A 23277-nucleotide genomic window follows, 5' to 3' on the forward strand; every position below is an offset into this window, starting at 1 on the left:
TGCTCCGTCAAGGTCGATTGCATCCAGCTTGAATCAGGCTGACTGCCTCCAGCTGCATCCCAACCTGCCCGCTTTCAACTTGGTTCGGACCGACTGCTTTCAACTTGATTAAGACATACCCGCTATCAATTTGATTCGGACATACACGCCTTCAACTTTGTTCGCACCTGCCCGCTTTCAACTTGGTTCGGACCGACTGCTTTCCACTTTAGCCCGACCGTGACATCGCTCCATTACCGCATTTTGCTATCTTCGCTCATCCAAACACTTGCTCGCCATCAACCGACGCGTACCGCCAAATTCATGCCTTAGACGGACATCCTTTCCGCCTTCACGAAATCAAATTTCTTCGACTGGCATAGCTTCATCTGGCGGCGCCCTTCCACCCATCCGGACTGTGCCCGGATATGCCTACCGCTTCAAGGAGGGCTCCTCCGGCTGGGAGAAGCTTCTCAAGGGACGGTCCGGTCGAATAAATCGTCACGATAGACGCTCTAGCATGGTATTACCGAACCATACGAAGGGATTCCGGCATCCATGCCATGAAAAAAGGAACGTTGGACTTCTGCGGAATCGCCCCTGTCCATACGACCCGAATCGGCGGCATGAAGGGTTCTTCTCCGGAGCGCCTGGCCGCTCTGCTCAGACGGACCGAAAACCTCGGGCGGAGATTGGGTTGACCGCCTGATTCGAAATCTTCTCATGCTTGTCAGCGCCTCCCCTGGCCGTCCTGCCTTATTCAGCGGATGACGCTCGGATTGTAAACCACCTTTTTTCTGTACAAAAACCTCGTCTCCGGTCGGCCCTAAGGCCGGCAGAGACGAGGCGCATACGTAAAAGCATTAGAACCTAGGTTCACCCCTCCGTGAGCTGAACCCGTTTGTAGAGGACAACACATCCTTAGCGGCTACCTGCTGACGAACGGATTTCCGCTCTCCCAGAATCGCCACGGATAGCCGCGGGCCTCGCCGCTGTTGTCGATGCCGATACGGGGACCCGACGAGATGACGCCTGGCTTCCTTCCAGCTGCGATATATAGCGGCCTGGCATACATCGGGTGTCCATAATCCGCCATCGTGATGCCGAGCGCCTTGGTGAGTTTGCCGGGACCGCTCGTCAGATCACGCCGTTTCTTGTCCGCGCCCCGCCGCTCGATCATAAGCTCGAACCCTTCGCAAGGCTCCACCGCGCGAATCAGCACGCCCTCCGGGCTGCCAGGCTCCGCGCTGACGACGTTGAGGAGGCAATGCGTATGCATCACATGCGCATAGGCATGTCCGGGCTCGCCGAACATGACCTCCGTCCGCTTGGTCCTGCGGCCGCCGAAGCTGTGCGCCGCGCGGTCGTCCGGACCGCGATACGCCTCCGTCTCCACAATCCATCCCGCCGCCGCGCCTTCCGGCGTTTCCTTGACGAGCAGCATCCCGATCAATGCCTGCGCCAGCTCCAGCGTCGGCTGGTTGAAAAACTCCCTGCTTACCGGCTGCCAAATCATGCTCTGCGCCTCCTTGTTTCCTCGGATAGATTATAGCATCCAAGGACTGCCTCTCGGCGCCCCAGCCGCTCATCATCTTCCTTCAAAGACAGCTCCAACGGCCTCAATCTGGCGGAAAATTGCAATTACGGGGTAGGTGAGCGGGCGAATTTCTGATACAATAACGGAAAATTCAAACCGGACGAGGGGACTTGGCATGGAATATATCAGTACGAGAGGCAAGGTAACCGGAGTCGGCTTCATCGACGCTATTCTGATGGGACTGGCGGACGACGGCGGCCTGCTGGTGCCCGCAGAGATTCCGCAGGTGTCGGCGGAGACGCTGAAGCAGTGGCAGGAGCTGAGCTATCAGGAGCTCGCCCTGGAGCTGTTCACCCTGTACATTGGAGACGAAATCCCAAGAGATGAGCTGCGCGCGCTTGTCGACGACAGCTACTCGACGTTCCGGGACGAGTCCGTCACGCCGGTCCGCAGCCTCCGCGGCGGCCTCGACGTGCTGGAGCTGTTCCATGGCCCTACCTTCGCCTTCAAGGACGTCGCTCTGCAATTCCTGGGCAACCTGTACAGCTACGTAGCCCGCCGCACAGGCTCGACGATCCATATTCTCGGCGCGACCTCCGGCGACACCGGCGCTTCCGCCATCGAAGGCGTCCGCGGCAAGGAAGGCATCCGCATCTGCATCCTCCACCCTCACGGCAAGGTCAGCAAGGTTCAAGAGCTGCAGATGACGACCGTCGACGACGCCAACGTGCTCAATCTCGCGATCGACGGCACCTTCGACGACGGCCAGCGCATCATCAAGGAGCTGTTCGCCGACGTAGAGTTCAAGCACCGCTACCATCTCCGCGCCATCAACTCCATTAATATCGCGCGCATTCTGGCGCAGACGGTCTATTACTTCTACGCCTACCTGCAGCTTGCCCGCCGCGGCGAGACCGCTCCGGTCAGCTTCAGCGTGCCGACAGGCAACTTCGGCGACATCTTCGCCGGATACCTGGCCAAGAGGATGGGCTTGCCGGTAAACAAGCTGATTCTCGCGACCAACGAGAACAACATTCTCGCCCGCTTCGTCGCCGAAGGCGTCTATCAGCCCGGAGAGTTCCGCGGCACGTACAGCCCTTCGATGGACATCCAGGTCGCAAGCAACTTCGAGCGCTACCTGTTCTATCTCTACGGCCAGGATGCGGCTTCCATCTCGCGCCTGATGGCCCGGTTCAAGGAAGAAGGAAGCCTGAGCATCCCGGCGGAGAAGCTGGCCGCGGTCCAGGCGGACTTTGCCGCTTACGCGGTAAGCAATCAGGAATGCCTGGATACGATCGCCAGCTATTATCGCGATACGGACTACCTGCTTGATCCTCATACTGCATGCGGCGTAGCGGCCGCAGACCGTCTGGCCGCTCCCGGCGAGGCGACGGTGGCGCTGTCCACGGCCCACCCGGCCAAATTCGACGAGTCGATCCGGCTCGTCGGCATCGAGCAGCCGTTCCCGCCGCAGATCGCCAAGCTGTTCGACCTGCCGCAGCATCAGCAGCTTTCCCCTGCCACGAACGAGGCGATCGCGGAGAAGCTGGCTGAGTTCTTCTGAATCCATTCAAGACCGGAGCCTCATGGCGCCGGTCTTTTTGCTGCGTGCATGACGCCGCCTCACCGTTCAGAGGGCATCGGCACGCCCTGTTTGAAGCCAGGAGGCATTCAGGCGCTGCTTCCTTCCATTTGTTCGAACTATGATGCCCTTCGAGAACTATTTCCCGCTGATTGGCGGTCCAAGGAGGATTCTCTCATGAATGAAGCTTATTCATTTCTGAAGCCGGTTCCGCTCAGCGGCGATCTCCGAAAGGATATCTATGAATTCCTTGTCCGCAGCGGCCGTGAGGATACCGCCGAGCACTGCCTGGCCGTAGGAGCGGAAGCCCGCCGATTGGCCGAAGCCGCCGGATGCAGTCCCGCCCAGGCGGAGCAGGCCGGCTGGCTGCATGATATCAGCGCCGTCTATCCCAACGACATCCGCATAGAGACAGCGAGCAGGCTGGGCCTCGACGTGCTGCCTGAAGAAAAGGCCTTCCCGATGATTGTCCACCAGAAGCTTTCCAGGCAAATGGGACATGACCTGTTCCGCATCCGCGATACGGCCGTCCTGGATGCCGCAGGCTGCCATACGACGCTTCGGGCGGGTTCCACGCCCTTGGACCAGGCCTTGTTTGTCGCGGATAAAATCAAGTGGGACCAGACGGGAGAGCCTCCCTATCTGGATCTCCTGCTGCCGGCGCTGGAGCGGTCGGTGGCGCATGCCGCGCTCGCCTATCTAACGTACATGTGGAACCAGCGGGACAGGCTGCGGGTAGTCCATCCGTGGCTGCGGGATTCCTACCTGGAATTATCCGCCGCGCTTGCATAAGCAGCCCCCGCTACAGCCATTGCCCGGGCAATAAAAAAAGCCCGCCGCCTGCTGTCGAGGCGCGGACTGCTTCTGATTGCCGGCCTGCCATGCGCTTGCCGCATGCCATTCGGCTGTCAGACCTTCGTTTATATCGTCTTGATCTCAAGCACCTCATAGCTGATCTTGCCCATGGGCGCGTCCACTTCCACCACGTCGCCTACCCGCTTGCGGAGCAAGTTCTTGCCGAGCGGACTTTCGTAGGAAATCCGGTTCTCCAGCACATCGGCTTCGGCAGGAGATACGATCCGGTATTCCACGTTCTCGTCGAATTCCCGGTCATGAAGGACAGCGACCGAACCCACGTTGATCGAGGAAGTATCCGTCGTGGTCGCTACGCGAGCTTTCTTCAGCATCGCCTGGATCTGAAGAATTCTCGTCTCCATGAAAGCCTGGTCGTCCTTGGCCGAGTGGTATTCGCTGTTCTCTTTGAGATCGCCGTAGCTGATCGCCGTCTTGATGCGCTGGGCGAGTTCCCTGCGACGCGGTCCTTTGAGGTCCTCCAGCTCCGCTTCGAGCTTGGCCAGACCTTCAGCCGTCAAGATGATTTCGTTATTGTCCATTCCTGATCTCTCCTTCAAGTCCTGCTCCCTCTAGTGTAGCACAAAAAGGCCTCGCGAATGCTCCGCGAGCCCGGTTGGCCATTTCCACTCCTCTCGGAGGGGGAGGACGAGAAGGAAAAAACAAGTCCAACTCCGAGCATAGGACCGGGCTTGGACTTGTTTCATGGGAAGATCACAGCTTCGATATCTCCGCATCCCGATCAGCGGAATCGAGCTTCCCGTTCGCTGCGGCGATGCCGCCGACGTCGCCCTTGATCCGGTATTTCCCACGCAGCGAGCGGTAGCCGAGCTTCCGGTTCACAGCCAGCATCGGCTCGTTCAGAGAGTCGTTGTCCGTGCGCAGATAGAGAGCCCCGGTCCGCTGAGCGAGCCGAATGGAAAGAAGTTTCAGCGCAATGGCGATGCCGCGGCCCCGGTAGTCCCGATGCACGCAAGTATATTCATGGTACATCCCGCGCGTCTCCTCAAAGTAACGCAGGCTGCAAGCGCCCACATACCGGTCGCCGTCCAGCGCAAGAATAACCCGTTCCGGCGCATAGCCGTCCCCGCGCAAATACCATTTCTGCCAATCCCCGAAGCCCGGAGGCGTCCCCAGAAACCCCGGGATATCCTTGAAGGTGGGAGACTCCAGCTCGTAAAGCAGCTGCTCTCTTTCCTCCTCCGGCATAGCCGCCAACGAAACGAAGCGGATGCCCTCGCTCTCGAGACGCTCGATGACGGAGAGATCCGCGTGGAACGCCGCCTCCTCCGCTTGCTTGAGCTCGAGCACCGATTGCCAGGAACGGCGCTCGATCCCGAATCCGGACTGCTCGGCGAACCGAAGCGAGCGCAGATCGTCGTCCCATACTTCGGTATAGATCTGGCCGGCCCCGATGGATGACGCCCAAGCGGCCGCCTCCGCAAGCAAGGCTTGGCCAACGCCGCGGCCTCTGAATGCCTTGGATACGACCAAGGTGTGGTACAATCCGCCCGCCTCTGTCCACGGAGCGCGCCAGGTCCACAAATAGCCGACAATGCGGCCGTCTTCATCGACCGCCGCTCTCCGGAAGCGGTCATACCCTTCCAGCAGGCCATCCTCATTCACATACAGATGTCCGTGCTCATACAGCTTGCTGTCGGCTTCCTCCAGGCTCTCCGCCGTCGTCGGCTCAGCCAGCTCCTCATTCCATACAGCGGCAATGCCCTCGTAGTCATCCGGCAAGACCAGCGGACGTATGTTGAACTCCATGTTCGAATCCCCCTTATAGCGCGGTTTCCCGCTGTTCATGAGATTCATTATGGAGTCCACCCATTTCCAGGTAAAGGTAAAAGACCGCTATATCCGCCTTTAACCGCGCGGAGCCCACAGCATGATCGATACCCCCGCCAGGCATACCGCCGCGCCAAGCCAGTCGTACAGATCCGGCGGCTTGCGGTCGACGAGCCATCCCCAAAGAACCGCCATCGCGATGAACACGCCGCCGTATGCGGCAAACACTCTGCCGAAGGATGGAAAGCCCTGCAGCGCCGGGATGACTCCGTAGGAGACGAGGAGGATGCCACCTGCGATTCCGAACCAGAGCGGCTTGGACTCCCGCAGCCACAGCCAAACCATATAACCTCCGCCAATCTCGGCAAGTCCCGCCAGAAAGAACAGCAGCAGCGCTTTTCCCATACTTATTCACATCCTTCCGTGCAAGCCTCCCGGCTCCATGCTTTTGTCTCCGCTTATCGTATACACGGGAAAACCGATTGTCCAGCCGCAGAGCGGCGTACCGATCCGATGCCGGGATGCTGGAATCCTGCCGTTCCTGTCCCTGCAAATGGCGGACAGGCTCCCGCCCCGGCTTCTCAGCCTGGGGGTGCGCACAAGCGAAAAAAAGCAGCCCGCCTAAGCGGACTGCCGGTGTCTTGGAATGGCTGGGACGGCTCAGACCGCCGCCTCGCTCTTGCCGCCGTCCGAACGCAGCTGCTTGCTTCGCAGCTGGCCGCAGGCCGCATCAATGTCCGCGCCATGCTCCAGCCGCACGCTGCAGCTGACGCCGTTCTTCTTGAGCGTGTCGTAGAAGCCGTCGATCGCCTCCGGCGTGCTGCGCTGGTACTGGCTGTGCTCGTCGACCGGATTGTACGGGATCAGATTCACGTTGGCCAGCTTCATCAGCTGCGGCCGCGAGGACATCAGATCCGACAGCTCCTGCGCATGCTCCCGCAGATCGTTGACATCCTTGAGAAGGATATACTCGATCGTGATGCGGCGGCGCGTCCGGTCGAGATAATAATCGATGCTCTCCAGCAGCTTCTCGATCGGAATCGCCTTGTTGATCTTCATGATCCGCGTACGCAGCTCGTTGTTCGGCGCATGCAGCGACACGGCCAGATTGGCCTGCACGCCGCTGTCGGCGAAGTCGCGGATTTTGGCGGAAAGGCCGCTCGTCGAGACGGTGATATGCCGCGGACCGATCGCCAGTCCCTTCGGATGCTGCACGATCGCGAGGAAATTCATGAGATGGGTGTAATTGTCGAACGGCTCGCCGATGCCCATCACGACGATATGGCTGACCCGCTGGTCCAGGCCGGCTTCGTCCAGATACAGCTGCACCCGCATGATCTGCTCCGCGATCTCGCCGGCAGTGAGGTCGCGGCTCTTGGCGAGCAGGCCGCTCGCGCAGAAGCTGCAGCCGATGTTGCAGCCGACCTGGGTCGTGACGCATACCGACAAGCCGAACTTGTGCTTCATGAGCACCGTCTCGATCAGATTGCCGTCCTGCAGACGGAACAGGAACTTGACCGTGCCGTCCACCGACTCCTGGCGCGTATGCTCCTCAAGCGTGCCGAGCCGCCAGTTGTCCTCCAGCAGCTGAACGCATTCCTTTTTCACTCCGGCTTCGGCCATTTCGCCGAATGTCCGGACGCGTCTGCGGTAGAGGCTTTCCCATACCTGCATCGCATGAAATTTGCGGTGTCCGCGTTCCCCGAGCCAAGCTTCCAGCTGCTCCTGGGTAAGTCCGTACAGCGTGTTCATCTATATTCAAACCTCTTTCTTCTTTTCAGCATCCAGGCTCGCTTTATCGTCCCATAAGCCGCCCGATATTTCAAGCCGGGACAGGCCTGGCCATGCACGCGGGCACGCAGGGCCCGACGACCTGCATCCTTTCGCCGGAAAAGTCCGCTATGAAGCTGATAATCATCGTCATTGCGCTGAAAACGAGTCTCAATTAAAAGAATTGTAACCATCTAATAATCGGAGTAATATAATAATAAATATAATTTAAATGAAAGGTCGGGATCCGTTTGGCTGATTTTCATCATCTCCAGCACGTCAAGGAGCAATCCCGGTCCAAGAAGACGTTATGGATCACGCTGCTTCTGACCTTGTTCTTCACGATCGTCGAGATCGTCGGCGGCCTCCTGTCGAACTCGCTCGCCCTGCTGTCCGACTCCGCCCATATGATCTCCGACGTCATCGCCCTGGGGCTCAGCATGACGGCCATCTACATGGCCTCCCGGCAGCCCGATGCAAGGTTCACGTTCGGCTACCTGCGCTTCGAGATCATCGCATCCTTCCTCAACGGGCTCGCGCTCGGCGTCATCTCGCTCGGCATCTTCATCGAGGGCATCCGCCGCTTCCTTCATCCGGAGCCGATCCAGTACGGCCTGATGCTCGCCATCGCTGCCATCGGCCTCGTCGTCAACCTCGTGCTGACGATCGTCCTCAGCCGCAGCATGAAGGAAGAGGACAATCTGAACGTGAAGAGCGCCCTCTGGCATTTCTTCGGCGATCTGCTGAGCTCGGTCGGCGTCATCGTCTCGGCGCTGCTCATCCTGCTGACCGGCAGAGTCTGGTTCGATCCTCTCATCAGTCTCGTCATCGGAGGCATCATCTTCATCGGCGGCGCCCGCATTACGCGCGAAGCCTATCTCGTGCTGATGGAGTCCGTGCCCCGCGAATTCGATCTGGAGGCGATCCGCGCCTCGATCCGTGAGGTCGAAGGCGTCGAGGATGTGCATGAGATGCATCTATGGGCCGTTTCGACCGAGCATTATTCGCTTACGGCGCATGTCTTCGCCAATGAGAACATTCAGCCTTTCTGCATCATCCTCAATATCAACGAGACGTTGAAAGAGAAGTACGGCATCTCCCACTCGACAATTCAGATCGAGCATGCCGGCATCAATCCGCACGGGGAATACGGACGGGAATTTTTGAAAAGCCGCCGTACGCTGGCTGAAAGCCGAGTTTGAGCCCAGCGCGAGTCGAGTTGCACACATGCCAGATAGGCATTACTTAGGATTATTGAATAACACCTTCAATTAAGCGCCCTTGTCCGGGCGTTTTTTCATGTCCATCTGGCCGCCCACAGCTTCATTTCCTTGATAATCTGATGCAGATCCTCGCCCTTGGGGGTGAGCGTATATTCTACCGTGACAGGCACGGTCGGATAGACCTTGCGTTCCAGCACGCCCTTCTCCTCCATATGGCGAAGGGTGCTCGTAAGCGCCCGGGGGCTGACGGCCGGAATCAGGCGCTGCAGCTCGCCGAAGCGGCGGGTGCCGCAGAACAGCTCCCGCAGGACGAGGAAGGCCCATTTGCCGCCGATGACATCCAGCGTTTTTTCGATGTTGCAATCGATCGTGTCGGGGTTTTTGGGAATGTAGTTGCTGCTTGCCATGGAAAAATCTCCTTTTTGAAAGCTAGTAAACCTCAGTATAGTAGATATCCTTCATATAATAAAGTGAGGATATTTTCACTACTTTCCCTGAGATAGAAACGTGCGTACAATTAGCCGTGTCAGGGCAAGCATTTGATTATAGGAGGTATTCTCTATGGATTATCGCAGGCTCGGAAGCACCGGCGCCAAGGTGAGCGAGATCAGCCTCGGCAGCTGGCTGACCTACGGCGGCTACGTGGAGCGCGAGAACGCGGTGAAGGCCATTCATGCCGCTTACGATTTGGGAATCAACTTTTTTGATACGGCCAACGTGTACGAAAGAGGAGCGGCCGAAACGCTCGTCGGCGAAACGATCAAAGCGTTCCCCCGCCACTCCTACCTGCTCGCGACGAAGGCATTCTGGCCGATGGGCGATCTGCCCAACGACCGGGGCCTCTCGCGCAAGCATCTGACGGATCAGTTCCATGCGAGCCTGAAGCGCCTCGACGTCGATTACGTGGACATCATGTACTGCCACCGCCACGATCCGGAGACGCCTCTCTATGAAACGCTGCGCACGCTGGACGATCTCGTCCGCGCAGGCAAGGTGCTGTACGTCGGAGTCAGCGAGTGGACCGCCTCCCAGATCGCGGAAGCGCATGCCATCGCCGACCGCTACCTGCTGGACCGCATCGTCGTCAACCAGCCGCAGTACAACATGTTCAACCGCTACATCGAGCCGGAGATCATTCCGTACAGCGAGCGCAGCGGAGTGGGACAAGTCGTCTTCTCGCCGCTCGCCCAAGGCCTGTTGACGGGCAAGTACACTTCCGTGGACAACATCCCGGCCGACAGCCGCGCCGCCAAGCTCGAGTGGATGAAAAACGGCATTACGGAAGAGAAGATCGCCAAAGTCCAAGAGCTCGGCGCGATTGCTTCCGACCTGGACCTGACCGTCGGCCAGCTGGCGCTCGCCTGGATTTTGCGCCAGCCGAACGTAGCCAGCGCCCTCGTCGGCGCGAGCCGTCCGGAGCAGGTCGTCGAGAACGCCAAGGCTTCCGGCGTCAAGCTGACGCAGGAAATCGTCGACAAGATCGAAACCATTCTCGAAGGAAAGTAACGGCTTCCCATTCGATCAAAAGAGTCCGGGCATCTGGGTATCCAGACCGCTCGGACTCTTTTTTAGTTGCCGCCTCGCCGCCTATTGATCCGCGACCTCGATCGTACTCTCCCCATCGTCCTCCGCCATAGCATCCATCAGCAGGATCGTCCAGCTCTTCGTTCCCGCCTCATAACGGATATCCTTGACTGCGGGAACAGACAGAGGCGGGTCCAGGCGGCGCTCCAACGCTCGCGCCACAGCCTGCTCGGGAAGCAGGAAAGCCCCGGACGGCCGGTCCGTTTCAATGGCCTGGACGTCCTCTGCCTTGCCCTGAGCCGGATAAGATTCATCGATTCCTCCGCTCACGAAAGCCTCCACCAATTGGCCCGGCCTCAGACTTTTGCCCGTATGGATGAGCAAGGCTTCCGCCCTGCCGCTTGACGGCGCTCCGTTATAGGCGGTGAGGAGATAGCGGCCCCCGACCTTCCGAACGACGTAACCGGTGAACAGTGTGCTGTCTTTCCGGCTGCTGAAGCCCCAGTCCAAGCCCTTGACCCTTGCCGTCCGCTCCCGGCGAGGAGAAGCATCGTCATCGAACAGAATGACCGCCCACTGTCCGGAGGCTTGGTCAAGCCGGGTTTCCTTGATGACGGGCACCCGAAGGCCGGCATGCCGGGCAAGAGCCTCCGCGACGGCGCTGCTCTCCGGCCTGGCGGATCCGGCCGTGGCAGAGCTATCCAGCAGCCTTGCCGACTTGGCTTGTCCCATGCCCGGATAGCTCGTCCGAATATCCCCTTCCAGTTCCACCGCTACACGGCCGCCCAAAGGAACATCTCCCTTGAACCGAATCCATAGGGCCTCGGTTCCCCGGCCTTGGCCGGAGCTGTAGGAGGTAAGCAGGAATCGGTTCTTGTCCCGCTTGACGACGTATCCGCTGATCTCGTTCTTCCCCTCGGGTACAGGAGGTCCGCTGTTGGCCTGGTCGGAGCATCCCGACAAAACGAGCGCCAGCAGGAGCAGCAGCGCCAAGCTTAGCCGGAAGAGCGGAGCCCTCGCGGCTGCGGCCCCGCTTGATCTGCCGAGTCGTCGTTTGTTCGAGACTTGAATCATCCCCGCCGCCCCCCGTTCTCCATCGTCTTTCTTTCCCGACGGGCTTCGTCTTCAACATGTTTCCAGGTTCCCGCTTTTCTCAGAGGCTTCGCTTTTCAACCCAAGGCGATTCTCAGCAGCCTCGTCTTCGTTACCATGCCCGCGCTCTCCAAGGTCCGCTTGGAAGCCTCGTTGCCGTACCCGCAGCCGCAGACCGGCGTAAGGCCGCGCTCCGCGCACCATTGCCTCAGCCGCAGGATGAGGCTCCGTCCAGCGCCCTGATTGCGGCACGATTCGTTCACGAACATCCCGATGCTCGCTGTCCCTTCGAACAGCCTCGACTTCTCCAGCACCCCGATTCCGAGCAGCAGGTCTCCCCTGAAAAGGACGAACAGCTCGCCGCTGGCGATCCGCTGCTCGTACTGGTCCAGAAACTCGCCGCACACGCTCCCGATCTTCTCCGCATCCCCGAGCTCGGCCGGACGGAAATGAGCTTCCGATGAAGCCGGCGCCGGAACGGCGTGCCACGGGATGCCTTCCTGAAACATATAGGCCTGCTTCCGGATGGGGAAGCCCCTGTCGAGCGCCAGACTGAGGAACAGCTCGTCGCAGGTCGGGAGCAGCAGCGAATGGATCGAATGAACCTCCATCACTTGTCCGAACAGCTCCTGAGAGTGCTTCAGCCAAGGAGGGCGGATGTGAAATTGCGTCAGCAGCGCTTCGCCATGGATGGCATAATAGCCGGCCCATTCGGTACCGGATCGGAACGAATAGAAGACGGATTCCGTAATGTGCTCCTCCAGGAAGGAATCGAACGGCGCCGCCAAGCTCTTCAAATATTCGTCCATCAGAGCACCGATCTCATCCATGGCGCAGGCCTTGGCGGTCGGGATCAACACGCGGCCGGCTCCAGATACCGATCCCTCAGCTGCTTCAGCTGCGGCTCCGTCAAGCCGATTCCATCCCTCAGATAGGCTTCCGCCGTCCCGTGGACGCGGCGGATTTCGTCGAATGCGGCCTGAATATATTCCTCTCTCACGGCCAGAACCGTACGCACCAGCTCCAGATGAGACTCGTCGTTCAAAAAAGCGGAGGCTTGGCGAAGAATGGCTTCGTTGGCTTCCCGGCGGTTTTCCCCGGTACGCATATAGTCCGCCGCAATCGCAGCCTCCGGTACGCCAAGCGCCAGCAGCACGACCGCCGCGGCGAAGCCGGTTCGATCCTTGCCGAGCGTGCAGTTCCACAGAACGGGACGTCCCTCCGCTTGCAGCAGCACCTGCATCAGCCCGCGATAAGCCGCCAGAGCTTGGCTGTCGGTCACGAACCTGCGGTAAATTTCCAGGATCGGATTGCCCTTGCCGCCTTCATCCTTCCACTGCTGCAATAAACGGGGCATCTCGCTCAGGCTGAATTCTCCCCCGATGACGGGCAGCGAGACGAGCCGCACACCCTTCAGCTCCGGATTAGGCTTGGAAGAGCTCTTCTCCTCGGTGCGCAGATCGCAGACGGCCGCCAAGCCGAGCGATTCCACATAAGCGGCCTCCGCCGCCGTCAAGCCGTGCAGCTCGCCCGAACGGAACAGAACGCCTTCCTTCACCTGCCTTCCATCCGCCGATATGAACCCGCCGAGCTCTCTCATGTTCAAGCGGGCCTCCAGCTGTTTCTTCATGGATTTCACTCCCCTATTCATCCGCTCTGGAAAACGCAAGTCGAAAAGCTGGCGGCTGCCAGGGTCTCATCCTGCAAAAGCCGCCTGGTTGCGGCATCGGCCGCCACAAGCCCGATTGGCTTGGCCAAGTCATACAAAGTAACTCTAAGTATTACGCAATCGGTTTAGACGGATTTTGACCCAGCACCTTGATGCTCAAGAACAAGCCGAGCACGATAGCTGCGGCAGAGAAGATGAGACAGACCGCTTGAAGACCGAGTCCATCCGCAAGCCCTCCGACCGCAAGAGTGAGGCCGATCTGAAGCGCACCTTGCGCGGCGTCGGCAAGGCTGGCTACACGGCCTATCTTGTCGGCAGGAACCTGCTTCTGAAACCAGGTGGCGTAGCCGGCTCCGGCATAGGACATGAAAAACCCGAGCAGGACAAAGGCTGCTGCAGCCAGGAAGAACGTATGCGACAAATAGAAAAGAAAGTAAAAGATGCACGTCAGAAGCGTCGCCGGACCGAGATACCAGCGCCAGGAGATCCGCTTTGCGAGCAGGGCTGCCGTAAAGGAGCCCGCCAGCGCTCCGATGCCCGTCACGCTGACGATGAACCCGTATTGCTCCGTGGAGAGCTTGAGATGCTGCTTGATATACGTCAATTCTTGGGAGTCGATCGAGTAGCCGATGATGACGGCGCTTTGGAACAGCAGATAGATGGCCAGGAAGGACGGCGCGGTCAGGACGAAGCTGCGCACGGCGCCCCAATCGGCTCGAAGCATGCGCAGCGTGACGGGCTCCCGGGCCGTCCCTTCAAGCCGGGGAACCGCGGGCAGCAGGGAGATCATCAAGGCGCAGACGAAGAAGGTGGCGGCGTTGAAATAGATGCTGAAGTCCGTGCCGAAACGGTAGATGAGCAGCCCCGATAGGGCAGGCCCGAGCAGGAAGGCGCCCGAGCTGCTCATGCCGAGAATGGAGTTGAACCGCTGGCGGTCTTCCGCCGGGATGAGCTTCGTGATGTAGACCGACTGGCTTGGGCCGAAGAACGAGCCGGCCAGGCTGATGAGGAAAAGGAGCCCGAAGATGAGCCATACCGAGGAGGCGAACGGAATAAAAAGCATGAGCGTGCCGCGCACGACGTCGGTCAAAACCATGAGCTTGCGCACATCGGTGCGGTCGACGATGCTGCCCGACCAGAAATTGGTCAGCAGAAGCGCGATCGGCCGGATGACGAACAGTCCCGCCATAGCGGCAGCGGAGCCGTCCGTCAGCTCCAGCAGGGCGATGTTGATGGCGACGAAATAAATCCAGTTGCCGAGATGCGAAAACCCCAACCCGCCGACGAGAAGGGCTGCATGCTTCCAGGATTTCAAGGCTGTCTATCCTCCTCGTGGAAAAGAAACCGTTTTCTTCAATCTATCACGGATTCCATGTTCCACAATAAGGAAAATGTGACAGCTTCGGCACTATGGCAGCAGCCGAATATCCTCGCAGGAGGCCGCGACGACGTCGGCATCCGGCAGCTGAAGGGCCGCCTCGCCCGCAGCCAGTCCGATCGCAGCCGCCGCTCCGGCCGCCTTGGCCATGAGCATATCCCCGTTGGAGTCGCCGATGATGACGACCTTGGAGATGTCCAGTCCCATCCGGCGGCAGGCGAGCTCCGCCATGTCGGGATAGGGCTTGCCGCGTTCGACAAGGTCGGTGCCGATGATTTCGCCGAAGTGTCCGTCGAGGCCGAGCCAGGAAAGATGCTTGACCGCCGCGATCGTTTCGTCCGCCGTCACGACAGCCATCGGGATGCCTGCAGCGCGGCAGGCATCGAGCAGCTCCGTTACGCCTGGCAGGGCTAGAGCGGCACGCTCCCGGTCGAGCTCCCGATCGGCATGCTGCCAGCTCTCGTGCACCGCCACCCGGGCATCGGCCCAGGACAGGCCGCGCCGGTAGCCGCATGCGCTCAGCAGCGCCAGCAGCTCATGCAGCGTTCCCATCGACAGGGGGCCGCTGCGGTCGTAGCTCTCGGCTTTGCCGTCCTTCGAGAACGAGATTCCCCACTCGTTGCCCAGTTCTTCCAGAGAGAGAGGCTCAAGCCCCCGCTCCTCGAGCTTGTCGCTGAAATGCTGCTTCATATGGCGCGCCCAAGCTCCCCAGGTATGGACGAAATCAAGGAGCGTTCCGTCCTTGTCGAACAAAATGGCTTCCGCTTCGAATATGCGGCCTGCTGCGAGAATTTGCGGCATATGGCTTGTCCTCTCCCTTGTCGCGCTTCCCGTCCGTTGTGCGGAGCGCTCTTTTTTTTCCACTATATAGGATCGGCATAGCACTTGCATAGCCATGCGGAAGGCCGGCAAGGCGGCTTTCCGCGCTTGTCTCTGGCTATTAGGCCGCAATGCCCCCTACTTTCAGAGACAACCTCCTCAAGCGTCGTCTGTGCGGCCCATGCCATCCGCTGCTGTTCATGGCAATCCAGGACGCTTCGCCGCAAGCGGCAAAAAACCGCCCCGGCCCCTTAGGGCCGAATGCGGCTTGATTTGTCAAAATGTCGTAAAGCCAAGCAAATCCTGCACTCGGTAAAGCACGCGCTTGATCCAGACCGTGTCATTCTCGTACTGGCCATATTCGGCCGTATACGGCGCATCCTCATTGGACCAGAGCCGCTGAAAATATGCCTCCGCCTCCATCGCCGCACGGCTTCCGGAAGGGGCCGTTATTCTCAGATTCGATTCCAGGTTCAGATCGTCGAGGTTGCGGGCCGTGAAGTTGGCGGAGCCGTTGTGGATGACCGAGCCTTCCGGACCTGCGATGAGCATCGCCTTGACATGATACTGCTCCTTGTCCGTGTTGTACCAGCGGATCTGGATGTTCCCGTCCGACTTGTTAGCAAGCTCCTGCGCCACGGGACGGTTCGGGATGCCGATCTTGCTGTTGCCGAAGGCGACTTCGTTGGGGTCCAGGATCAGCCGGATTTCGGCGCCCCGCCCGGACGCATCGAGGAGAGCCCGCACGACGCTGCGGTCGGCCAGATAGAACATGCCCATCCAGACGGTGTCGCCGGCGCCGGCCTCCTTCAGATCGGCAAGCACATGCTTGCGGATCTTGCCCTCGGTCAGCAGCTGCACGCCGACCGTTCCTTGCGCGGCCGATTCGGCTGCCGCGGGCGGAGGAGCATCAGGCAGCCGGATGCCTGCCCTGGACAGATCGAGAGCCGCCTGCTCGGTGCGCAGCGCTTCTCCGATCAGCCCGCTGCTTCCGCTTACGGCATACCCGCTGTTGGAATTATAGAAGCTGGAATCATGGGCGTTGGCGCTTGCAAGAACGAGCTCTTTCTCCGTAATGAGCACCTTGCGGTGGTTGGCCTTGGCGTTGACGAGCTTCAAGTAGGAGCGCAGCGTCATGTCCGGCGCCTCGCTCGCCATCTTGTTCGGAAGCCAGCCCTTGCCGTGCTGCCCGAACCAGCCTGCCGTCATCCTCCAGGCGGCGGTGTAGAGCGGATTGGAATCCCGCAGCGGGTTGACGTTCGTAATCGACACCTGGATGCCCGCGCGCTTCAGTAGCTCCAGCTCCGGATCGTCATGGGAGCCGTAGGAGGTGTTGACATCGTCGGTAATGACGACCGCCGCAAGCTCGGGGTACCGCTTCTTCTGCTGTATCAGCTTGTCCGTCATCTTGCGGCTGAGCGGCGGGTAGGACTGTCCCTTGTTGGCATAACCGTTGTACAGGAACATATCGAGAACGATGAACTGCCTTGCGTTGCCGATCGCCTGGAACATGCGCTCGAAAATCTGCTGCTCCACCTGCTGCCCGCCGCTGGCGTCCCGATGCGTAAGGTCGGTGAGCAGCTCCAGGCTGCCGTCCGGAACGTAATGGACCGTTCCCTCGAAGGATACTCCGGGAGGAAGCGGCTTATGGGTCTGATAAACGACAACGACGCCGTACAGAATCAGCAGGGCAAGGACGGCCAGCAGCCAGGGCCTGCGGTAAAAAGGCCTCGAATGCCGGCCGGACCGGCCTTGGCTCCGGCCAGGAGAGTCGGAATGCGATGGGATCGAAGCTCGTTTCATGGATGGTTTCTCTCCTAACAGGGGTCTCCCCTTGTGTACCGCCCTTGGCTGCTTTTTGAAACAGGCTTCTCGGCTCCTAAGAGCCGCCGCGGCCCCGAGCCCGGTCCTCCGCCTTCCCGTACCTGGCTTCCCCGTATGTCTGCGCGAGCTTGCCGGCCTCTTCCGGCGTCAGGGAGGTGAACGGCTCTTCCGCCGCGGACAGATTCGCGGCATGCTCTTCCGGAGTCAGGCTGGGCCGATATTCGTAGCCTTGGGCTATCGCGCCGCGGATGAAGGAGCGGTACCGCATCCGCGGATCGCCGCCGTCGCCCTGCGGCTCCTCCTGCGCCTTGCGGCCAGCGGAGCGTTTCTTGCGCTTCCGGGGCACCCGCTCCAGCTTGATGACCTCGTCCGTGTAATCCGAGCCGGACGGCGGCTTGAGCGACCTCAGCAGCTTGAGCCTGCGGAACAGCGCCTCCGCCAGCTGTCGGATCCGCTCCGGAAGGATGCGCCGCAGGAGGAGGTACAGGAAGTAAGCCAGCAGAACGGCGGCGATCAAAAGCACGATGACGATCAGGATATTGCCGATCAGCACGATCCATTCGTTCGGCTCCTTGGCCTCCGGCAGCTGCATGGGCCCCGCTTCGCCTGCAGGCGGTTGTTGCGGCTCAAGCGGGGGCAGCCCCTGCTCTGCGGGGGGACGCCTCAGCGCCGCCAGCATCGCGTCGCGGAGATGGCGCAAGGAATCGGCAAGCCCTTGCCAGGCGCCGATTACAAGCATGAGCGCGACGAGGGATCCCGTCAGCAGCCGGTTCCAATACCGCATCGCGGGTGTGCCCCGCCAGCCGGCCCCGTCCTTGCCAGCGGCATTTTGAATCTGCAGGCGGTTCAGGCGAAGCAGATACAGGCACAGAGCGAGCGTAAAGGAGACCTGAACGGAGAAGGCGTACGGCTTCAGGTAGGCATTCGTCAGAACGACGATATAGAGGACGAAAGATGCCAGCATCCCCACCTGGACGAGCATCGGCGCAGCCTGGTTCCACAGCGATCGCCTTCCTGCAATGAGCCCTCTGACGGCGGCGGCTCCGGCGGCAAATCCCCATACGCAAGCGCGGATGGCTTCTGCGGTCTCGGATGACCCGGGGAACAGCCGCAGGCCGATCCAGGCTCCTGCGCCGGCGCCGGCCAGAGCCAGGAATGCCTTGGCCAGCCGCCCGGCAGGCCCAAGGGATACGCGGCTCCCGGCGATCGCAGCCGCCGCATGGAGCGCCAGCACGATGAGGCCGAGCAGCAGCGGCGGCAGGAATGTCGGCAGTTCCGCAGCCCGGAACGTGGGGAAGACGGCTCCCAGCAGCAGGACCGGATACAGCGCCAGACATTCAAGCAGCGAAAAGACCAGCATGGACGGAACCGCTTGAGGCTGACGGCCGGACGGCCTTGGCGCTTGGCCGGTCTGGGGCTCCAGGCCGGAATGCGGAGCTTGCAGGTCGGCATGCTCCCCTCCGCCTCCGGCCTCGTAATCGGGGCGGACGGCTTCTCCCTTCGGGGAAGAAGGCGCGTCAGGTACAGAACGGGTGCCTGGACCGGCGGAACGATCTCTTCTCATGACCGTCTCCCTCCCTTCGTGCGGACAGGCGGCTCCACGAAAGCAACGCGGTGGCCGGACTGCTCCAGCAGCGCCGCCGCCTCCATTATCCGGTCCGACCGGAACGCCGTCACGAGCAGATAATCCATCCCGTCCGACAGCTCCAGCTCCGCTTCCCGTCGGAGAAGCTCATAAAACGGCATCCGAATTCTCGGCTCTATCGCGGCCATGGAAGCTAGCGTCTCGTCGAGCTTCCCGCTGCCGCTGCCGAACTCCACTCTCCCGGTATCGTCCGAATACCGGCTGACCACTGCGTTATGGGCGAATCCGGCCGACAGGCCGCGGCCCAGCATTCCGGCAGCCAGAGAAGCCGCGCAGCTGATCGTCGTCTCCATGTCGCCCGGCCTTGTCACCCGGTCCCACATCATTTCGGATTCCTCGATATTCAACAGGATCATGGCGCGGGGATCGGCCGTATGCCCATGCCGGCGCACCTGCAGCTCCAGCGAGCGGGCCGATGCCTTCCAGTCGATGCGGTTGAACGCGTCTCCGGGCAAGTACGCCCGCGTGCCGCTGACGACGAACGGGTCCTCGACGATCCAGCGCCTCACCTCGAGCTCTCCCTGCCAGCTTCGCCAGGAGTCGGGCATGACGCTCTCTTCCATCGGAGCCGGGTATACGGTGAGCTTATGCGGAAGCGACAGGGTAATCGACGGCGTATGGATAGAGAACAGGTCTCCGCCAGTCAGAGACGCCGTCTCCATGACAAATACGCCTCTGCTGACGCAGGTCGTCTGATGAGTGCGGACGATCTTGACACGCGGCTGCAGCGTGAACAGGCTCGTATGGTTCTGATAGATCCTGCCGCGGCTGACGGACGTATCGCCGCGGCCGCGGAAGACGATGGAGGCGGGAAGCATCGTCTCCAGGCGCAGCCAGGGGACGGGAAGCCCCTTGGCATTCTCGATCGTCTCGACAATTTCCAGCCGATCGCCCGCGTAGCAGGCTTCCTCGCTGAAGCGGCGGGACACCTTCACCCCGCGCAGGGATCCTTTGCCGAGCACCAGTCCCTGAGCGTAGACGAGAGCTCCGCAGACGGCAAGCAGGAGCAGCAGCTCCATCAGCGAGCCTCGGCCCCAAGGCCTTCTTCGCTCGGTACGGGCATCGCGTCCAGCAGCTCCCGAACAAGCGCTTCCGCCGGCCGGGCCTCCGTCGAATGGCGCCTCTTCAGGACGATTCGATGGGCGCATGCCGGCACAGCGAGCCGTTTGATGTCATCCGGCAGCACATAGCTGCGGCCGTGCATGGCCGCATAGGCTTGGGAAGCCCGCATCCACGCCTGAGTGCCGCGAGGGCTGATGCCGAGCGCGACTTCCGGATTGGAGCGGCTCGCCTCCGCGAGGGCGACCATGTAATCGAGCAGGTCCGCATGCACCGATACGCCGGCGCACAGCCGCTGCGCCTCCAGCACCTCTGCTGCCGAGGCGGCCGGCCTCAGCGCTTCCGCCCATGGAGAGACGGCGCCGACGGTGCGCAGCAGGATTTCCCTTCCTTCCTCTCGGGAAGGATACCCCAAATTCATCCGGATCATGAATCGGTCCATCTGCGCTTCCGGCAGCGGGAACGTGCCCTGGTTGTCGACGGGATTCTGGGTCGCCACCACCATGAACGGCTTCTGCAGCTCCATCGTCTTTCCTTCAATGCTGATCTGCCGCTCCTCCATGCATTCCAGAAGGCTCGACTGCGTTCGTGGCGTGGCGCGGTTGATCTCGTCTGCAAGCACGATCTGCGTGAACAAAGGACCCTTGCGGAAATAGAATTCGCCGTCCTTCTGATGGTAGTAGTGGATCCCCGTCAAGTCGGAGGGGAGCAGGTCGGGGGTGAACTGAATCCTCTGAAAGTCGAGGCTGAGCGATGCGGCCAGGCTCTTGGCCAGCATCGTCTTGCCCGTTCCCGGCACATCCTCGAGCAGCACATGCCCCGATGCCAGCAAAGCGGTCAGCAGCAGGTCGATCTCTCGATCCTTCCCTACCATTACCCGGTTGATGTTCTCCTTCACTCTGGCGGCCAGCTGCTGCACTTGATGCACATTGCCACTTCCTCTCGATATCGTCGCTTGAGGCGGGCCTTCGCAGGCCGCATGCCTCTACGATTCTATTCTAGCAAATGGGATCTGGAAAAAACAGACAGGCGGACTCCTGAAAGAGTCCGCCTGTCTGGGGAAATCAGGGGTTCTGGACGCTGAACGTATCCCCGCCCTTGATCGTCCCCGATTCGAAGCCTTTGTAGAACCAGCGCTTGCGCTGCTCCGATGTGCCGTGCGTGAAGCTCTCCGGCACGACATACCCTTGCGACTGCTGCTGGATGCTGTCGTCGCCGACCGCGCTGGCTGCCGTCAGGGCCTCGTCGACGTCGCCTTCCTCGAGCAGATTGTTTCCTTGCTCGTAGTGGGCCCAGACGCCGGCATAATAGTCCGCCTGCAGCTCCAGCCGGACCTGGTACTTGTTGTACTCCGTCTCGCTGAGCTTTTCGCGCAGCGGAGCGATCTTGTCCATCGTGCCGAGCAGCGTCTGCACGTGATGCCCGACCTCGTGGGCGATGACGTAAGCCATCGCGAAGTCGCCCGGCGCCTTGAACCTCTGCTTCAGCTCGTCGTAGAAGCTGAGGTCGATGTACAGCTTGCGGTCGCCCGGACAATAGAACGGCCCCACCGCCGAGGACGCGCTGCCGCAGGCGGATTGGACCGAATCGTTGTAAAGGACGAGCGTCGGCTTTTCATAGGTCATTCCCTGCTTCTCAAACACGTCGGTCCAGACCGTCTCGGTGTCCGCCAGCACGACTGACACGAACTGGGACAGCTCCTGCTCCTGCTGCGTCTGCTCATAGGGCTCCGAGGAGCTCTGCCCGCCGGTCATGCCTCCGAGCAGGTCGCCGGGATTTCCGCCGAGAAGCGTGACGATCAGAATCAGGATGATTCCGCCGATTCCGCCGCCGACCAGCTTGCCTCCGCCGCCCATTCCCCTCCGGTCCTCCACGTTGCCGCTTCCCTGCCTGCCTTGCCACCGCATGGCGACTCCTCCTCGTCTATCTCCAAAGGTCATTTCCCGTTGAAAGGTTTACCTTTGATATACCCGCAGGAGGCGGTTTGACGCTGGAAGAGCTTTCATGGAGCCGGCCCGGCGCCGGAGGTCAGAAAAAGCATCCGCCGTAATCGGCTTTGCGGTCGCGCCAGACGGAATGGACATGGCCGCGCCCGGGCATCGCAGCTTCCCTCTTCACGACGGATTCGATCCATAAGCGGGGGCCTTCGATTCGAAGGTAGGAGCCCGGCTCCTTGTCGTCCAACGAGCCCGACCAGCCGATGTAGGTCCTATCCAGAGCTTCTTCCGCGAAGTAGTCCGCCAGCAGCTGCGGCATATCGGAAGGATGGGCGTCGATCGCCCAGCCGGTGACGGCTTCTCTCACCTTGCGCTTCTGCTTGTCGTCCAGATGGGAGTACGGAAGGCCCTCGTGCTCGGGGAACCTCGCATCCCTGCCCGGTCCGAGACGCACATCCTCGAACTTCTCCTCGAGCTGAGCCGCCGCCAGCTGATCGGGGTTCAGAGAACGGAACAGCTCGTAGGAGGCTTGGAGCCGGCCTTCCATCGGTCCATAGGTCCGGCCGCCCGCCGCAGAGATTCTCGGCTCGATGCCGACGAACATCGGGGTCAAGCCTTGCTCTCGCGTATGGTACGTCCGGTTGACAGCCAGATGGTGGCCGCTGATCTGCAGCATCCATGGGTTCGACTCGCTCGGATCTCCCAGAAACGCCACATGATATAGACGGGAATCCCATTTCGGGTTGCCTGAAGCCTCCTGCTCCGCCTGATCGGCCAATAGGATTGCTTTCATCGTATGGTAGCCATGCGGCCCAAGAGCTTCCGCAGCGAGCGCTTTGAAGGCTTCCAGGCTGGCAGGACTCATCGAGCCCAGAGAAATGCCGTTGCGCGGCGCCTCCTCGAGCGGGAGATAGCTCCAATTCACCGCATGCTTTGCTGTGAACGGATACCGGATCGCCTTGCGCTGCTGCCTTGGGAGGGTATCCTCAAGCGCGCGGGCAAGACATGCGACCCGGCTGTCATGGGGCAATCGGGAGCATGCGGCCTTCGCCTCGCGGGCGATGCCTTTCTGCAAGGCGGTGTACACATCCGCCCCGCTTCCCTTCTTGCCGGGAGCCTGCTTCTGGACCGGATTGGCCCCGCCCTCATATGATGCGTTCCATGCGGCTGCTCCCACCGCGCCGGCGGAATTGCCCGGCCAAGCCAGCATCAGCGCCAGAAGCGCCGCTGCGGCTATGCTTTTGTTCATGATCGGTTAAGACTCCTTTATCCAGATGAGATAACGGGTGCGGCGCCTGCCTGTCATGCCTAGCATTCGCATTCGGCCGCCTGATCATTCCATTATTGTGGAAGAACGCAAAAAGGAGCGGTCCCTCAGTCAATGGGATGACTGACGGCCCGCCCTTCCGCAGACGACTTATCCGTTCTCTCGGCCGGCTGCCGGAGCGAAACGCCCGTTCCCGCCATACAGATACAAATCAGCTTCCTCCGATGGAACAGCGCCCATGTAGTCTTCATGCCCCTCAGGATGAACAGCCGGGGATTTGTACAAATAGGCATGGCCGTAAGGACCTGGCATTCCCTGCATTCCCTGCA

At 60.7% G+C, this 23277-nt stretch carries 22 protein-coding genes; 5 read left to right on the top strand and 17 right to left on the bottom strand.

Annotated elements, in window-relative coordinates:
- Window positions 1–542: 542 nt before the first annotated feature.
- Entirely contained in the window at window positions 543–680 is a 138-nt protein-coding gene (locus PHU01S_RS26285; protein WP_218032439.1) for a hypothetical protein, read from the top strand.
- A gap of 227 nt (window positions 681–907) precedes the next feature.
- Here PHU01S_RS26285 and PHU01S_RS10315 read toward each other — a convergent pair whose 3' ends face one another.
- Entirely contained in the window at window positions 908–1495 is a 588-nt protein-coding gene (locus PHU01S_RS10315) for a DNA-3-methyladenine glycosylase (RefSeq protein ID WP_127507499.1), read from the bottom strand.
- Window positions 1496–1691: 196 nt separating this feature from the next.
- On the opposite strand from PHU01S_RS10315, the gene thrC reads away from it, so the two are divergent.
- Both thrC and PHU01S_RS10325 read left to right on the top strand, forming a co-directional pair.
- Window positions 1692–3080 (top strand): threonine synthase, encoded by a 1389-nt coding sequence (gene thrC, locus PHU01S_RS10320; RefSeq protein ID WP_048745768.1) that lies wholly within the window; start codon window positions 1692–1694, stop codon window positions 3078–3080.
- 195 nt (window positions 3081–3275) lie between these two features.
- Window positions 3276–3890: an HD domain-containing protein gene (locus tag PHU01S_RS10325; RefSeq protein ID WP_049868511.1), complete on the top strand. Its 615-nt coding sequence runs from the start codon at window positions 3276–3278 to the stop codon at window positions 3888–3890.
- A 128-nt stretch (window positions 3891–4018) separates the two neighbouring features.
- Here PHU01S_RS10325 and greA read toward each other — a convergent pair whose 3' ends face one another.
- The 4 genes from greA to rlmN form a co-directional block, all read right to left on the bottom strand.
- Window positions 4019–4492: a transcription elongation factor GreA gene (gene greA / locus PHU01S_RS10330; protein ID WP_048745770.1), complete on the bottom strand. Its 474-nt coding sequence runs from the start codon at window positions 4490–4492 to the stop codon at window positions 4019–4021.
- A 172-nt stretch (window positions 4493–4664) separates the two neighbouring features.
- Window positions 4665–5720, bottom strand: a complete 1056-nt coding sequence (locus tag PHU01S_RS10335; RefSeq protein ID WP_164763046.1) for a GNAT family N-acetyltransferase — start codon at window positions 5718–5720, stop codon at window positions 4665–4667.
- Between the two features lie 99 nt (window positions 5721–5819).
- Window positions 5820–6146 carry a YnfA family protein gene (locus tag PHU01S_RS10340; RefSeq protein ID WP_048745773.1) on the bottom strand — a complete coding sequence of 109 codons (327 nt, stop codon included), beginning with the start codon at window positions 6144–6146 and terminating at the stop codon, window positions 5820–5822.
- 255 nt (window positions 6147–6401) lie between these two features.
- The gene (gene rlmN / locus PHU01S_RS10345) at window positions 6402–7493 is read right to left on the bottom strand and encodes a dual-specificity RNA methyltransferase RlmN (RefSeq protein ID WP_021878700.1); all 1092 of its coding nucleotides are present in this window, start codon (window positions 7491–7493) and stop codon (window positions 6402–6404) included.
- Window positions 7494–7762: 269 nt separating this feature from the next.
- On the opposite strand from rlmN, the gene PHU01S_RS10350 reads away from it, so the two are divergent.
- On the top strand, window positions 7763–8713 hold the full coding sequence (locus PHU01S_RS10350) for a cation diffusion facilitator family transporter (RefSeq protein WP_127507501.1): 951 nt from the start codon (window positions 7763–7765) through the stop codon (window positions 8711–8713).
- A 95-nt stretch (window positions 8714–8808) separates the two neighbouring features.
- Here the strand turns inward: PHU01S_RS10350 and PHU01S_RS10355 are convergent, their stop codons facing one another.
- Window positions 8809–9141: a winged helix-turn-helix transcriptional regulator gene (locus PHU01S_RS10355; RefSeq protein WP_048745775.1), complete on the bottom strand. Its 333-nt coding sequence runs from the start codon at window positions 9139–9141 to the stop codon at window positions 8809–8811.
- 154 nt (window positions 9142–9295) lie between these two features.
- Between PHU01S_RS10355 and PHU01S_RS10360 the strand changes: the two genes are divergently transcribed.
- On the top strand, window positions 9296–10240 hold the full coding sequence (locus PHU01S_RS10360) for an aldo/keto reductase family protein (protein ID WP_048745776.1): 945 nt from the start codon (window positions 9296–9298) through the stop codon (window positions 10238–10240).
- 81 nt (window positions 10241–10321) lie between these two features.
- Here PHU01S_RS10360 and PHU01S_RS10365 read toward each other — a convergent pair whose 3' ends face one another.
- From PHU01S_RS10365 to PHU01S_RS10415, 11 genes are all read right to left on the bottom strand, one after another.
- Window positions 10322–11332, bottom strand: a complete 1011-nt coding sequence (locus PHU01S_RS10365) for a hypothetical protein (protein WP_164763047.1) — start codon at window positions 11330–11332, stop codon at window positions 10322–10324.
- A gap of 95 nt (window positions 11333–11427) precedes the next feature.
- Window positions 11428–12180 carry a GNAT family N-acetyltransferase gene (locus PHU01S_RS10370; RefSeq protein ID WP_069202613.1) on the bottom strand — a complete coding sequence of 251 codons (753 nt, stop codon included), beginning with the start codon at window positions 12178–12180 and terminating at the stop codon, window positions 11428–11430.
- A 23-nt stretch (window positions 12181–12203) separates the two neighbouring features.
- A complete protein-coding gene (locus PHU01S_RS10375) occupies window positions 12204–12980 on the bottom strand; it encodes a tyrosine-protein phosphatase (protein ID WP_049868518.1) in 777 nt (258 codons plus the stop codon).
- A gap of 151 nt (window positions 12981–13131) precedes the next feature.
- The gene (locus tag PHU01S_RS10380) at window positions 13132–14334 is read right to left on the bottom strand and encodes an MFS transporter (RefSeq protein WP_127507506.1); all 1203 of its coding nucleotides are present in this window, start codon (window positions 14332–14334) and stop codon (window positions 13132–13134) included.
- 93 nt (window positions 14335–14427) lie between these two features.
- Complete coding sequence (locus PHU01S_RS10385; protein ID WP_049868520.1) at window positions 14428–15198, bottom strand: HAD family hydrolase; 771 nt, start codon at window positions 15196–15198, stop codon at window positions 14428–14430.
- 294 nt (window positions 15199–15492) lie between these two features.
- The gene (locus PHU01S_RS10390; RefSeq protein ID WP_084781540.1) at window positions 15493–17019 is read right to left on the bottom strand and encodes a phospholipase D family protein; all 1527 of its coding nucleotides are present in this window, start codon (window positions 17017–17019) and stop codon (window positions 15493–15495) included.
- Between the two features lie 76 nt (window positions 17020–17095).
- A complete protein-coding gene (locus PHU01S_RS10395; RefSeq protein ID WP_049868521.1) occupies window positions 17096–18604 on the bottom strand; it encodes a hypothetical protein in 1509 nt (502 codons plus the stop codon).
- A complete protein-coding gene (locus tag PHU01S_RS10400; RefSeq protein ID WP_049868522.1) occupies window positions 18601–19704 on the bottom strand; it encodes a DUF58 domain-containing protein in 1104 nt (367 codons plus the stop codon). Before PHU01S_RS10400 ends, PHU01S_RS10395 begins: the two co-directional genes overlap by 4 nt.
- Window positions 19704–20672 carry an AAA family ATPase gene (locus PHU01S_RS10405; protein WP_174806352.1) on the bottom strand — a complete coding sequence of 323 codons (969 nt, stop codon included), beginning with the start codon at window positions 20670–20672 and terminating at the stop codon, window positions 19704–19706. Before PHU01S_RS10405 ends, PHU01S_RS10400 begins: the two co-directional genes overlap by 1 nt.
- A gap of 136 nt (window positions 20673–20808) precedes the next feature.
- A complete protein-coding gene (gene ypfJ, locus PHU01S_RS10410) occupies window positions 20809–21651 on the bottom strand; it encodes a KPN_02809 family neutral zinc metallopeptidase (protein WP_048745789.1) in 843 nt (280 codons plus the stop codon).
- Window positions 21652–21772: 121 nt separating this feature from the next.
- Entirely contained in the window at window positions 21773–22930 is a 1158-nt protein-coding gene (locus tag PHU01S_RS10415) for a DUF3500 domain-containing protein (protein ID WP_127507510.1), read from the bottom strand.
- Window positions 22931–23277 lie beyond the last annotated feature (347 nt).

Origin of the sequence: Paenibacillus humicus NBRC 102415, assembly GCF_004000905.1 — a bacterium.
Classification (GTDB): domain Bacteria; phylum Bacillota; class Bacilli; order Paenibacillales; family Paenibacillaceae; genus Paenibacillus_O; species Paenibacillus_O humicus.